The organism is Telluria sp. ZB2R32 (assembly GCF_059685715.1).
Window position 1 is genome coordinate 583,048 of record NZ_JCASIG010000002.1, and the last position, 12,556, is coordinate 595,603.

12 protein-coding genes are annotated in these 12,556 nt (G+C 65.1%); 4 read left to right on the forward strand and 8 right to left on the reverse strand.

The window, feature by feature from the left end; translation table 11 throughout:
- Positions 1-5: 5 nt before the first annotated feature.
- From AC56LG_RS07535 to AC56LG_RS07555, 5 genes are all read right to left on the reverse strand, one after another.
- The gene (locus AC56LG_RS07535; RefSeq protein ID WP_497165483.1) at positions 6-2,324 is read right to left on the reverse strand and encodes a methyl-accepting chemotaxis protein; all 2,319 of its coding nucleotides are present in this window, start codon (positions 2,322-2,324) and stop codon (positions 6-8) included.
- A 38-nt stretch (positions 2,325-2,362) separates the two neighbouring features.
- Positions 2,363-2,896 (reverse strand): chemotaxis protein CheW, encoded by a 534-nt coding sequence (locus AC56LG_RS07540; protein WP_497165484.1) that lies wholly within the window; start codon positions 2,894-2,896, stop codon positions 2,363-2,365.
- On the reverse strand, positions 2,896-3,264 hold the full coding sequence (locus tag AC56LG_RS07545; RefSeq protein ID WP_497165485.1) for a response regulator transcription factor: 369 nt from the start codon (positions 3,262-3,264) through the stop codon (positions 2,896-2,898). The genes AC56LG_RS07540 and AC56LG_RS07545 overlap by 1 nt, the downstream gene beginning before the upstream one ends.
- Positions 3,265-3,285: 21 nt before the next feature.
- Positions 3,286-3,681: a response regulator gene (locus AC56LG_RS07550; protein WP_056343748.1), complete on the reverse strand. Its 396-nt coding sequence runs from the start codon at positions 3,679-3,681 to the stop codon at positions 3,286-3,288.
- Between the two features lie 355 nt (positions 3,682-4,036).
- Positions 4,037-4,189: a rubredoxin gene (locus tag AC56LG_RS07555; protein WP_192052709.1), complete on the reverse strand. Its 153-nt coding sequence runs from the start codon at positions 4,187-4,189 to the stop codon at positions 4,037-4,039.
- A gap of 134 nt (positions 4,190-4,323) precedes the next feature.
- Here AC56LG_RS07555 and thiD point away from each other — a divergent pair, with 134 nt between their 5' ends.
- The gene (gene thiD / locus AC56LG_RS07560) at positions 4,324-5,124 is read left to right on the forward strand and encodes a bifunctional hydroxymethylpyrimidine kinase/phosphomethylpyrimidine kinase (protein ID WP_497165486.1); all 801 of its coding nucleotides are present in this window, start codon (positions 4,324-4,326) and stop codon (positions 5,122-5,124) included.
- Positions 5,121-6,419 (forward strand): glutamate-1-semialdehyde 2,1-aminomutase, encoded by a 1,299-nt coding sequence (gene hemL / locus AC56LG_RS07565; RefSeq protein WP_497165487.1) that lies wholly within the window; start codon positions 5,121-5,123, stop codon positions 6,417-6,419. Before thiD ends, hemL begins: the two co-directional genes overlap by 4 nt.
- 22 nt (positions 6,420-6,441) lie before the next feature.
- On the opposite strand, the gene AC56LG_RS07570 is transcribed toward hemL, so the two are convergent.
- The gene (locus tag AC56LG_RS07570) at positions 6,442-7,722 is read right to left on the reverse strand and encodes a PepSY-associated TM helix domain-containing protein (protein WP_497165488.1); all 1,281 of its coding nucleotides are present in this window, start codon (positions 7,720-7,722) and stop codon (positions 6,442-6,444) included.
- Between the two features lie 11 nt (positions 7,723-7,733).
- Entirely contained in the window at positions 7,734-9,881 is a 2,148-nt protein-coding gene (locus AC56LG_RS07575) for a TonB-dependent siderophore receptor (RefSeq protein WP_497165489.1), read from the reverse strand.
- A gap of 234 nt (positions 9,882-10,115) precedes the next feature.
- On the opposite strand from AC56LG_RS07575, the gene AC56LG_RS07580 reads away from it, so the two are divergent.
- Positions 10,116-10,922 (forward strand): glycoside hydrolase family 19 protein, encoded by an 807-nt coding sequence (locus tag AC56LG_RS07580; RefSeq protein WP_497165490.1) that lies wholly within the window; start codon positions 10,116-10,118, stop codon positions 10,920-10,922.
- Positions 10,891-11,370, forward strand: a complete 480-nt coding sequence (locus AC56LG_RS07585; protein WP_497165491.1) for a hypothetical protein — start codon at positions 10,891-10,893, stop codon at positions 11,368-11,370. Before AC56LG_RS07580 ends, AC56LG_RS07585 begins: the two co-directional genes overlap by 32 nt.
- Positions 11,371-11,460: 90 nt before the next feature.
- Here the strand turns inward: AC56LG_RS07585 and corA are convergent, their stop codons facing one another.
- Entirely contained in the window at positions 11,461-12,435 is a 975-nt protein-coding gene (gene corA / locus AC56LG_RS07590; RefSeq protein WP_497165492.1) for a magnesium/cobalt transporter CorA, read from the reverse strand.
- Between the last annotated feature and the right edge of the window lie 121 nt (positions 12,436-12,556).

Below are 12,556 nucleotides of genomic sequence, written 5' to 3' on the forward strand. Positions count from 1 at the left end.
ACGGCTCAAGCGGCGACGCGGAAGCGCGACACCGAATTTTTCAGTTCCTGCGCCAGCACGGCGAGCTGGCGGATCGATTGCGCGGTCTGTTCGGTGCCAACTTGCGTATGCTCGGTTACCGCCAGGATGTGCTGCATGTTGTGCGCCACGCCGTTGGCCGACGTCGCCTGCAGGCTGGTGGCGAACGAGATCCCCTGGATCAGTTCCGCGAGGCGGTTCGAAACACGCGAAATGTCCGCCAGCGCGGCGCCGGCCGCATCCGACAGACGCGCGCCTTCGACCACGCCCTGGGTCGATTTTTCCATCGCCGCCGCGGCGTCGTGCGTATCGGTCTGAATCGTTCGCACCAGCGCGCCGATCTGCTTGGCCGCGTCGCCCGAACGTTCGGCCAGGCGCTGCACCTCTTCAGCCACGACCGAGAAGCCGCGCCCCGCTTCGCCGGCCGACGCCGCCTGGATCGCCGCGTTCAGCGCCAGCACATTGGTCTGCTCGGTAATGTCGGAGATCAGTTCGGTGATCTCTCCGATCTCCTGCGACGATTCGCCCAGGCGCTTGATGCGCTTCGAGGTTTCCTGGATCTGTTCGCGGATCTCGTGCATGCCGAGGATTGCGTTCTGCACGGCGGCCGAACCCTGCTCGGCCGCGAGCACCGACTGGCGCGCCACGTCGGCCGATTCGTTGGCCGATTTCGAGACGTCGGTGATGTCGCCGGCCATGCGCAGCACGGTCGAAGATGCGTCCTCGATCTCGCGCGACTGCTGCGCGCTGGCGCCGAGCAGGCCGGTCGAGATGTCCTGCGCCGCGTTCGAGGCCAGCGTCACCTGTTCGGCGGTCGTGGTCACGCGCTGCACCAGGGTGCGCAATTCCTCGACCGTGTAGTTGACCGAATCGGCGATCGCGCCGGTGATGTCTTCCGAAACGGTGGCGTGGACGGTCAGGTCGCCGTCGGCGACTTCCTGCAGTTCGTTCATCAGGCGCAGAATCGCGGCCTGGTTCTGGTTGTTGGTGGCGCGGGCTTCTTCTTCCTGGGTTTGCGCCAGCTGGCGCAATGCCTCGGCTTCGCGGCGGCGCGCGTCGGCGCCGCGGGTGCGGTTGCGCGAGTCCTGCAGCATGACGCGGCTGATCGAGCCGGCCGTGGCCAGCGTGAAGATCGACGCCACCACCATCAGCCAGAACCAGCCGTTCTGCGAGGATTGCTGTTCGCGGTAGTCGCCCTGCAGCGCGGCGACTTCCTTCTTGACCTCTTCGTTGTCGCGGTGGATGGTACGCGCGGCGGCGCGCGCCTGCGAATAGGCGGCCGGATTGTCGAGGAAGGGACTGAAGTCCTTGCGGAAGGCGTCGAAGCGGCTCTGCACCTGCACCAGCTTGTCGCGCAAATCCGGATTGCGCTGGGCCGCGGCGCCGCCCAGCAGCGTGCCGAGCGCCTGGTCGAAGGCGGCGCTGTCGGCGCCGATGCGCTGCGCGGCGTCGTCGCCCGGCACGCCGATGGCGAAGAAGCCGTTGGCGCCGCGCGCCAGGCGCTGGGTCAGCATCATCATGCGGCCGATCGCCGCCAGCTCGCGCGCGCTGGCGCCGCGCTCGACGTTTTGCGCCATCAGTTCCTCGGTCAGGACCAGCATTTCCGAGGCGAGGCCGTCGAGCTGGCGCACGCTCTTGTCGAAAGCGACCAGCGCCGGTTGCATTTTCAGGATGTTGAGCGCGCCCTGTTCGGAAGCGCTCCAGGTGGCGCGCACGCGCTGCAACTGGGCGGCTTCGCGGCCGCCGGCGCCGGGGATGCTGACGCCGCCCAATTCTCCGCCCTTGGCCAGCAGGCGCATGCTGCGCTCGACTTCGGCGCGGCTTTCGTCGAGCTGGGCGAACGAATCGGCGCGGCCGGCGAGCGCATTCGGCGCCGCCTTGCCGGCACGCTGGGTATGCATCAGGATGTCGCCGGCGACCTGGATCTGCGCCGCCACCTTGGCGTTGCCGTCGGCGTTCTGCCACATGCCGAGAATGGTCAGCAGGATGCCGCCGGCAAATGCGACCAGCAGCAGGCGCAGCTGGCGCGGCAGCGACAGATGACCGATCAGCGGCAGGCTGAGGTTATCCTCGTCGTCGCCCGCGTCGGCCGCGACCGGCGCGCGGCGGCGCATCACGTTCCCGAGGCGCAGCATGGCTTCCTCGGCCGAGCCGCCCGCGGGCAGCGCAGCGGCAGGGGCCGTGTGGACGGCTGCGTCGGCCAGCACGTCGGCGCCGAAGCGCGTGTCCGGCGAGGCCAGCACGGTGTCGTTGCCGCCCTTCCCCTTCGGGAAGAAATTCAAACTCATCTTGGAAGCGATGCCCATTGCGGCTCCTGCTGCGGTGTTATTGATTGTGGAGAGATTCAGACAGGCGCGAGCGCCACGTGCAGGAAGCGCTCTTCCCGCACCAGTGCCGCCAGCGACAGCGGCGTCCACGCGTGGCCGTCGGCGTCGCGCAGCAGCTGGCCATCGGCCTGCATCGCGCCTGGGCGGCGCAAGCCATACACGCGCGTGACCAGCAGCGCGCAATTGAAACCGAGGCGCGGCGCCAGCGATACCAGGCGCGCATCGGGCCCCGCGGCGCCGGCGCCGCCATCGAGATAGCGCGCCAGGTCGATCACGCCGAGCAGGCTGCCGCGCACGTTGGCCAGGCCCAGGTACCAGGGTTGCGTGAGCGGCACGCCGGCCAGCGCTGCGAACGGCACGATTTCTCCGGCTTCGGTCAGTTCGAGCAGGTAGCGTCGCTCGCCGATCGCCACGCCCAGCTGGTGCTGGGCCTGATAGGTGCCGCTTTGCGCGGCCTGCATGCGCTCGATCAGCTGCGCCTGGTAGTCGCGCAGGCGGGTGCGCCGCGGTGATTGCGGCGGCGGCGCAGCACTGTCGACGCCGGCGTGCATCAGGCGCCCAGCGCGGCGATGCGCGCCAGCAGCTGGCTGGGGTCGACCGGTTTCACGAAATAATCCCGCGCGCCCTGGCGCATGCCCCAGATGCGGTCGGTTTCCTGGTTCTTGCTGCTGCAGATAATGACCGGCACGGCGGCCAGCTCGGGATCGCGCGCGATCGAGCGCGTGACCTGGAAGCCGTTCGCGCCGGGCATGACGACGTCCATCAGGATCAGCTCGGGCCGGTCGGCGCGCATTTTAAGGAGCGCGTCTTCGCCGTTGTCGGCGGTGGAAACGGAGAAGCCGTTTTTGACCAGGATGTCGGTCAGGTAATAGCGTTCGGTCGGCGAGTCGTCGACAATCAGGATTTTATGAATGGCCACATGGGCTCCGCAATGGGTGATTCAGGCCTTGGCGGCCGTGTGCTCGCGGACCGCCGCGAGCAGGGTGTCTTTGGAAAACGGCTTGGTCAGATAGGCGCTCGAACCGACCATGGCGCCGCGCGCACGGTCGAACAGGCCATCCTTCGAGGACAACATGACCACCGGCGTCGCATGAAAGCGCGCGCTCTTCTTGATCAGGGCGCAGGTCTGGTAACCGTCCAGGCGCGGCATCAGGATGTCGCAAAACACCAGCGCCGGATGATGGTCGTTGATCTTGGCCAGCGCGTCGAAACCGTCCTCGGCCAGCACCACCTGGTAACCGGCTTGCGTGAGGAAAATCTCGGCCGACCGGCGGATCGTGTTGCTGTCGTCGACCACCATGACGGTGAGGCCGCTTGCTCCTTGCGATGTCGTCATTTTCGTTTCACTTCAGCATGGAACGCCACCATAGCATAGCGGGATCGGCTTGTGCGCGAAGTGTTGCACAGCGTCAACTACGCGCAAACGGAAGGGAGAAAAGCTTGTCGGAAGGTGTAGAAATTACATTATCGGGTGGAGTGGGATTGATAACTTGATTGGCGGATTACCAAGGTTTTGTAGGGTGGACTCCGTCCACGCGGTTTGGTACCGATGCGTACCACTGAGGACATTCCACGCTGCGGCTGTGCCGATGTTCGACCGCGTGGGCGGAGCCCGGTGAACCCGTCATTGAGGCCATTGGCCTCAATGACCCCTACGATTCGCGGCAGATCAAGCACCGCGACCCGGAAATTTAGATCGCGGTCATCTCGAAATCGTCCTTGCGCGCGCCGCATTCCGGACAGGTCCAGTTCATCGGTACATCGGCCCAGCGCGTGCCCGGCGCGATGTTGTCCTCGGGTGCGCCCGCTTCTTCGTCGTAGACCCACCCGCAAATCAGGCACATCCAGGTCTGGTAGGCGGTTGCGGTCGTTTCGTTACTCACGTTTAGGTTCCTTCGATCTAGTAAAATGGGGAATCAGGTATCTTAATCTACCCGTCGTGCAAAACCAACCGTCTCCACTGATTCTCACATTTGGGGTGTCCGACCCGGTCGGAGCACTCGGCGTCCAGGCAGATGTCGCCACCTTTGCCGCCCATGGCTGCCACGCCCTGTCGATCAGCACCGCATTGCTGGTGTCCGACAGCGCGCGCGTCGAGGAATGGCATGAGGTCGATACCGGCGTGATGGCCGACCAGGCGCGCAAGGTGCTGGAAGACATGCCGATCGCGGCCGTCAAGATCGGCGCGATCGCCAGCATCGAGCAGGCCGCCGCGCTGGCCGAGATCGTCTCGGACTATGCCGACGTGCCGCTGATCGTCGACCCTTTCCTGTCCGCCCTACCCGACTCCGGCATGTCCGACGAAGACATCGTCGCCTCGATCCGGCAAATCCTGGCGCCGCAGGCAACCTTGCTGCAGCTGTCGCAATCGGAACTCGGGCGCATGGCCGAGCTTTGGCGCGAGGCGGGAGCCGACGGCTCGCTGGCGTCGGACGTGGCCGAGCTGACCGCGCGCGGCTGCCAGTACGTGCTCGTGACCGGCACCTCAAGCAAGGGCCACAAGCGCGCCAACACCCTGTTCGACCGCGAAGATGGCGTTACCACGATCGACTGGCAGCACTTGCCCGGCCATTTCGTCGGCGCCGGCACTACGCTCTCGGGCGCGATTACTGCCTGCATGGCGCAGGGGATGGACGCCATCGAAGCCCTGCACTGCGCCCAGGATTACACCTATGGCGCCCTCCTGCACGCCCAGCGCTTCGGCATGGGCAAACTCGTTCCCAACCGTTTTTACCGCATCCTGCCGCAACCCGGCACCAAGAAAGTATCTTCGACATGACGACTGAACAATCCGCAAGCCGCAACGACACCCTGTTCGCCCGCGCCCAGCAAAGCACGCCCGGCGGCGTCAACTCTCCGGTGCGCGCCTTCCGCTCGGTGGGCGGCACGCCGCGTTTCATCACCCGCGCCGAAGGACCGTACTTCTGGGATGCCGACGGCAAGCGCTACATCGACTACATCGGTTCCTGGGGGCCGGCCATTGTCGGCCATGCACACCCGCAAGTGATCAAGGCGGTGCAGGATGCCGCCGCGAACGGCCTCTCGTTCGGCGCGCCGACCGAAGGCGAAATCGAGATCGCCGAGGAAATCTGCAAGCTGGTGCCGTCGATCGAACAGGTGCGCCTGGTGTCCTCGGGCACCGAAGCGACCATGAGCGCGCTGCGCCTGGCGCGCGGCGCCACCGGCCGCGACAAGATCGTGAAGTTCGAAGGCTGCTACCACGGCCACGCCGATTCGCTGCTGGTGAAAGCCGGCTCCGGCCTGCTGACCTTCGGCAACCCGACCTCGGCCGGCGTGCCCGAAGACTTCGTCAAGCACACGCTGGTGCTCGACTATAACAACGTGGTGCAGCTGGAAGAGGCCTTCGCCTCGATGGGCGACACTATCGCCTGCGTCATCGTCGAGCCGGTCGCCGGCAACATGAACCTGATCCGCGCGACGCCTAAATTCCTCGGCCGCATGCGCGAACTGTGTACCGAACACGGCGCCGTGCTGATTTTCGACGAAGTGATGTGCGGCTTCCGCGTCGGCCTCGGCGGCGCCCAGGAAATGGTCGGCATCACCCCGGACCTGACCGCGCTCGGTAAAGTCATCGGCGGCGGCTTGCCGGTGGCGGCGTTCGGCGGCAAGGCCGAACTGATGCAAAAGATGGCGCCGATCGGCCCGGTCTACCAGGCCGGTACCCTGTCGGGCAACCCGGTGGCAGTGGCGGCCGGCATGACGACCCTGAAACTGGTGCAGCAGCCGGGCTTCTACGAGCAGCTGACCGCCACCGGCCAGAAGCTGGTCGAGGGCCTGACGCAAGCAGCGCAGGAGGCCGGCATCGCCTTCTGCGGCGACTCGGTCGGCGGCATGTTCGGCATGTATTTCAGCGACACCGTGCCGGCGACCTACGGCCAGATGATGGCCGGCGACAAGAACCGTTTCAATGCCTTCTTCCACGGCATGCTCGACGAAGGCGTGTACTTCGCGCCGGCCATGTTCGAAGCGGGTTTCGTGTCGGCGGCCCACGACGATGCCGTGATCGCCGAAACGGTCGCGGCGGCGCGCCGGGTGTTCGCGCGCCTCGCCTGACGTCATACCTTGATGCGGTCGGTCAGACCGGCCGCATCAGCGCCTGGCGCTGCGTCGCCGCCACCTTGCGCGAGGCGCGCTTTCTCCACCAGATGATCACGCCGGTCACGCTCAGCATGGCCACCACCACGCCCATGAACGAGATCAGGATCCGCCCCGGCAAGCCGAGGATGCGGCCCGAATGCAGCGGGAACTGGGCTTGCACGAAGATGTCGGCGGCAGTGCCCTTCCATGGCTGGCGCTCGCCCAGCAGGCGCGCGTCGACGCCGTCGTAATACAGCAGGGCCGGCCCGACGCCGCCGCTGCCATGGTCGCCGCCCGGCTGGAAGAAGCTGACCATATAAATGCCGTACTCCTGCGAATAATAGATGCCGCCGACCGGATCCTGCCAGCCGCGGCGCAGCCCTTCCGCGCCAGCCTGCGCCACGGCCGCATCCATCGGCAGCTTCGGTTCGATCAGGTTCCCCTTGTCGGCCATCGTGCGGGTGTCGAACGGCGTCGGCGTCACTTGCGACACCTTGCTGATCACCGGATAAAAGATTTCCTGGTACAGGTTCAGCGAAAACGCGGTGAACGCGAGAATGAACAGCAAGCCCCAGGTCCACAGGCTGAAGGCGCGGTGCAGGTCGAAATTGAGTTTGGCGGCGCCGCCGCGCCAGCGCACTTTCCAGGCCGGCTGCCAGCGTCGCCACCACGCCTTGGCGGCCGGCGTCTTGTCGGTACCGGCATCGAAGGCCAGCGCCGCCTTGCGCCGCCGCGCCGGCAAGGTCAGATAAAAGCCGACAAAGCTGTCCACCATCCACACCATCGCAATCACGCCCATCAGCCAGACGCCCCAGCGGTCGATGCCCCACAGTTCGGGAATGTGCAGCGTGTAGTGCAGGCGGTACAGGAAGGAGACGAAGGTCTCCTGGGTGATCGGCCAGACCGCGCCCCATTCGCGCTTGCCCAGTTCCTGGCCGCTGACCGGATCGACGAAGACCTGGTTGAAGCCCGGCCGGGTCAGCTCGCGCGTCGCCGGGTCGTAACGCGGCGACACGCCCAGGGCCAGCGACTCGCCCGCCTCGACGTGCAAGGGAATGTACGAGACGCGGATCTCCGGATAGCGCGCCTCGACCTGCCGCGCCAGCAGCAGCGACGGCTGGGCGGCGCCCGGCGTATGCGCCTCCATCAGGTGCGGATTGAGCAGGTCGTCGAGCTCGTGGTCCCAGGAGATGATGGCGCCGGTCAGGCCGCTGACGAAGAGAAAGGCGGCCGTCAGCAGGCCGGCGTAACGGTGGATCGCGGTCCAGAAGGTGCGCATGCCGGCTCCGATCAGAACCGGTAGCGCAGCGTCAGCGATGCGCTGCGCGGGGCTTGGTAGTTGATGCCGCCATAGGCTGCGAACATGCCGAAATGGCTCTTGTCGAACACGTTGTTCAGGTTCAGCTGGGCCGACAACTGCTGGCTGAACTCATAGCGCGCCATCAGGTTGACCAGGGCGAACGCCTTTTGTTCGATGATGCCGTTCGTCGCGGCCGGCGCCAGCGGGTCGACCGTATAGGTACGGCCTTCCCAGTTGACGCCGCCGCCGACGCTCAAGCCGCTCCAGGCGCCCGGCAACTGGTAGCTGGTGAACACGCGCAGCAGGCGGCGCGGGTAGATGCTGTTGACGTCCGCACCCACCGCATCTTTGGCGCGGAAATGCGTGTAGCCGGCGCTGGCGTTCCAGCCTTGCGCCAGGCGGCCCGCCAGGTCGAACTCGATGCCTTCGCTTTTGGCGCCGGCGGCGGCGCGGTAATAGGTTTCGGGCAGTGACGCGCCGGGACGCAGCACCGTGCCCGCTTCCTGGCCCAGGCCATCCTGCTCGATGCGGAAGATGGCGGCCGACGCATTCAGGCGCCCGCCGAAGAACTCGCCCTTGACGCCGGCTTCGGTACTCTTGCCGATGACCGGCTCGAGCATGTTGCCATTGAAGTCCTTCAGGTTTTGCGGCTGGAAGATGTCGGTATGGCTGGCGTAAGCCGAATACTGCGCATTGATATCGTAGACCAGGCCGGCGTAGGGCGTGACTTCCTTGTCGTGCTTGATCGCATACGCCGCCTTCCACAGGCCGCGGCCCTGCTTTTCGTAGTCGGTGATGCGCGCGCCGACGATGAGTTTCAATGGATCGGCCAGCGAGAAGCGCGCCACGCCATACAGCGCATCCTGCTTCGTCTCGCTGCCTTCGTAAAAGGTGCGCGCGCCCCAGCTCGGTTCCGGATAGGCGGCGCCGTTCCAGTTGTTAAAATCGGTGACGGTCGAACTCATGCCGCGGAAATCGGCCGCGCGGTTATCGGAATTGAATTCCTGCTTCATGCGCGCGGCGCCGAATGCCGCCTCGTGGGTGCGCCCGGCGAAGCTGAATGGACCGCTCAGGTGCAGGCTGAGGTCTTTCTGGGTCGTGCGGGTGTTGTAGGAACCGGAAAAGTCGCTCATGCCGGCGCCGCTGAAACGCTCGGGCATGCCCGAGAGGTAGAGCAGATACGAATCGCCCTTCCTTTCGCCGTGGTTGACGTTGGCGCGCAGCTTCCAGCCATTGGCGAACGCGTGGTCGAGGGTGACGAAACCGTTGCCGTAGGTCGAAGGCAGGCGGGTCCAACTGGCGGCGGTGGTTTTCGAACGGTCCCAGTTGGTGCGCGTGCCGTCGGTGTACCAGTATGGCAGGCTGCCCCACATCGGGCCACGGGCGTCGGTGTCCTGGTAGCCGTAGCCGGCCGACAGCTGTGTATCTGGCGTCAGGTCGGCGGAGACGGTCGCGTACACGGTATGGCTCTTGTTCTTCAAGAGGTCAACCCAGCTGTCACCTTGCGTATATTCGCCTACGATGCGCGCGCGGACCGTGCCGCTCGCGTTCAGCGGCGTCGAGACGTCGCCCAGCAGGCGCCGTTCGTTCCAGCGTCCGATGCCGGCTTCAATCCATCCCGTTACCTGCTTGCTGTCGGCGTGCTTGCGCACCAGGTTGATCGCGGCCGACGGATTGCCGGCGCCGGTCATGAGGCCGGTCGCGCCGCGCACGACGTCGACCCGCTCGTAGGTCGCCAGGCTGCCGGCCGCTTCACCGGCGCTCCAGGCTTGCTCGTAGGTGGTCGGGATGCCGTCGATCTGCAGGTTGTCGATGTCGAAACCGCGCGAAGTAAATCCGGCGCGGTTGGTTTCGTACTGGTTGACCGAGACGCCGGTGACGTTGTTGACGATGTCCGTCACCGAGCGCAGGTTCTGGTCCTGCATGCGCTGCTGCGTGACCACCGATACCGATTGCGGCGTCTCGCGCAGAGACAGCGCCAGCGGCGTGGCGGAAGCCTGTTCGCGCACGGTGTAGGCACTCGTTTCCTTTTGCGCGCTGACCTGGACCTGCTGGATCGGTTCGTCCGCCGGGTCAGCCTCGGCGGCTTGCACCAGCAAAGGCAGGGCCATGCCGACCAGCAGGGCGACGCGATTCATTCGGTGAGGTCCAGCAGCCGGCGCTTGCATATACATCGTTAACTTTCATGTTAAATAAGAATGCGAATGATAACAATTCTCATTTAAAAGTCAAGGAAGCGTGCGCGATGCACTCCCTGATACGAGGAAATCCAACCTCCGCGGCGCTTAAGGCAGAGCAAACGCGGCGCGCCGGCGCACGCGGCGCGTGCTGCACGCTGTGCCATCATGGATTCAACTCCGGCTGAACTCACCATGGCACGACTCCGACGCTCCGTTCCCGGCGCGCCCCGTTCACGGGTGCCGCGCTCACAGCAGCCGCAGCCGCTGCCCCAACCGGGGCCGGCGGCGGTTACGGTCGCGCTGCTGCGCGCGGCCGACCCATCGAATTCCGATGCGTATTACGCCGGCATCGTCGACGCGCTGGCCGATTACGCGCGCCGCTACGCGGTCACCACGCCGCTGCGCCTGGCCCACTTCCTGGCGCAGATCGGACACGAGAGCGGCTTGCGGGCGGCGGAGGAAAACGGTAATTATTCGGCGCCACGCATGCGCGAGATGTTCGGCTGCCGCGGTGGCCGCGCCCAGTACGACCGCGCCGGCGACGATTGCCGCCTCGGCCCCGATGGCCAGCCGGCGCGCCTGCGCCCGAAACTCTGGCTGGAAGCGGACAGTTACGCCGGCAATCCCGAGCGCCTGCTGTCGTACGTGTACGCGAACCGCCTCGGCAACGGCGACGAAGCCTCGGGCGACGGTTACCGCTACCGCGGACGCGGCCTGGTCCAGCTGACGGGAAAAAGCAATTACGCCGCCTTTACGGAGGTGCACAATGCGCGCAGCCCGGCGGACTTGCGCGATTTTCTAGCCGCACCCGAACTGCTCATGAGCGAACTCAAATACGCCATCGAATCGGCTTTCTATTACTGGGATGCGCGTACAGTCAATGCGCTTGCCGACCAGGACGACCTCGAGCAAGTGACGCGCGCCATCAATGGCGGCTTGAATGGACTGGAAGACCGCGGAGAACGCCTTGCAAGAATCAAGAAAGTGCTGGGGATCTAGATTGGCCCTGCTGGCGGCGTGCGCTGCCGCGCCGCTGCAGGCGGCGTCGCTGTGCGCACCGAATGAACCCGTCGTGTTCGCCTGCCATGTCGGCGGCAAGATGGTGTCGCTGTGCCGCCCCGCCGGCGACCGCGGCATGCTGAGCTACCGTTTCGGCGGCCCCGACAAGCTCGAACTGACCTACCCCGAACCCGGCCGCCAGGCCAGCGCGGCGTTCACCGTGAAATCGATCCCGCTGATCGGTGGCGGCGAAACCACGGTCGCGTTCAAGCGCGGTGTCTACACTTACACGGTCTACAGCAAGGTAGCGCGCTCGGAGGATGGAACGTCGCCCGAATTCGAAGACGGCGTCATTGTCGCGCGGCGTGGCAAGGTGCTCAGCAAGATGCGCTGCGAGGATGGGGGCGAAGGCTTTCGGGAACCGATGAGCGCAGTCGCGGTGAAATAAAATTTCATTTCAGCCGATAACTTGAAATTTTGTTTCACGTAGGGTGGACTCCGTCCACGCGTGAAGTATGCGTCATGTTGGCAGATCCGCTTATGCCAGCTTCAACCAGCCCCGCTTCCTGAAGTACCACAGCGGCGCAATCGCGCTCGCCACCATCAGCCCCAGCGCGAACGGATAGCCGAAGGTCCAGTCCAGTTCCGGGAACCATTTGTGGAAGTTCATGCCGTAGATGCTGGCGATCAGCGTCGGCGGCAGGAAGGCGACCGAGGCCACCGAGAAGATCTTGATGATCTTGTTCTGGTTGATGTTAATGAAACCGACGGTCGCATCCATTAGAAAGTTGACCTTGTCGAACAGGAAGGAAGTGTGGCCGTCCAGCGATTCGATGTCGCGCAGGATCTGGCGCGCGTCATCGAACTGTTCCGAGTTCAGCAAGCGCCCGCGCATCAAAAAACTGACGGCGCGACGGGTATCCATCATGTTGCGGCGGATGCGGCCATTCAAGTCTTCCTCGTGCGCGATCGCGTTGAGCGCGGCGGCCGCGTCCTGGTCGGTGAATTCCTTTTGCAGTACGCGCGTGCTGACTTCTTCCAGGCTTTCGTAGATGCCCTCCAAAGCGTCCGCCGAGTACTCGGCATCGGTCGCGTACAGGTCGAGCAGCACGTCCATGTAGTCGGCGATCGAGCCGGGACGCGAGCGGGCGCGCATGCGCACCAGGCGGAACACGGGCAAGTCGTCGTTATGCACCGAAAACAGCATCTTGCCTGACAAAATAAAGGCAACTGTGACCACGCGCGACGGACCATCCTCTTCCTCGCGCAGGAAATCGGTGCGCAGGTGCAGGTCGCCGTTCTCCGCTTCGTAGTAACGGGCCGAGGCTTCGATGTCCGATACTTCGTCTTCGTCCGGCAGCGTTACCCCATAGATCGCCTTGACCCACGCGCGTTCGTCGTCATCCGGATCGGTCAAATCGACCCAGACAGGCGCGGCATTCTCCAGGTCGGCGCGCGACGCGATGGGGACCTGGTTCAGCCGGCCATTTTGTAGGACAAATACGTTGATCATGCGCTTTCTCGGCCGGAATCAAAACTGTCGCAAGTGTACCCGTTAGGCCCGAGACCGGCCACCCCGAAACGACAGTTTCGCGGGGCATTCATGGGTTTTTCAGCGAATTGCGATACGGGCG

Excerpts from the sequence above, each read along its gene's own strand:
- AC56LG_RS07575 (WP_497165489.1), bottom strand. The coding sequence starts at position 9,881 with ATGAATCGCGTCGCCCTGCTGGTCGGCATGGCCCTGCCTTTGCTGGTG.
- AC56LG_RS07555 (WP_192052709.1), bottom strand. The coding sequence starts at position 4,189 with ATGTGCCTGATTTGCGGGTGGGTCTACGACGAAGAAGCGGGCGCACCC.
- corA (WP_497165492.1), bottom strand. The coding sequence starts at position 12,435 with ATGATCAACGTATTTGTCCTACAAAATGGCCGGCTGAACCAGGTCCCC.
- hemL (WP_497165487.1), top strand. The coding sequence starts at position 5,121 with ATGACGACTGAACAATCCGCAAGCCGCAACGACACCCTGTTCGCCCGC.
- AC56LG_RS07580 (WP_497165490.1), top strand. The coding sequence starts at position 10,116 with ATGGCACGACTCCGACGCTCCGTTCCCGGCGCGCCCCGTTCACGGGTG.
- AC56LG_RS07570 (WP_497165488.1), bottom strand. The coding sequence starts at position 7,722 with ATGCGCACCTTCTGGACCGCGATCCACCGTTACGCCGGCCTGCTGACG.
- AC56LG_RS07550 (WP_056343748.1), bottom strand. The coding sequence starts at position 3,681 with ATGACGACATCGCAAGGAGCAAGCGGCCTCACCGTCATGGTGGTCGAC.
- AC56LG_RS07535 (WP_497165483.1), bottom strand. The coding sequence starts at position 2,324 with ATGGGCATCGCTTCCAAGATGAGTTTGAATTTCTTCCCGAAGGGGAAG.
- AC56LG_RS07540 (WP_497165484.1), bottom strand. The coding sequence starts at position 2,896 with ATGCACGCCGGCGTCGACAGTGCTGCGCCGCCGCCGCAATCACCGCGG.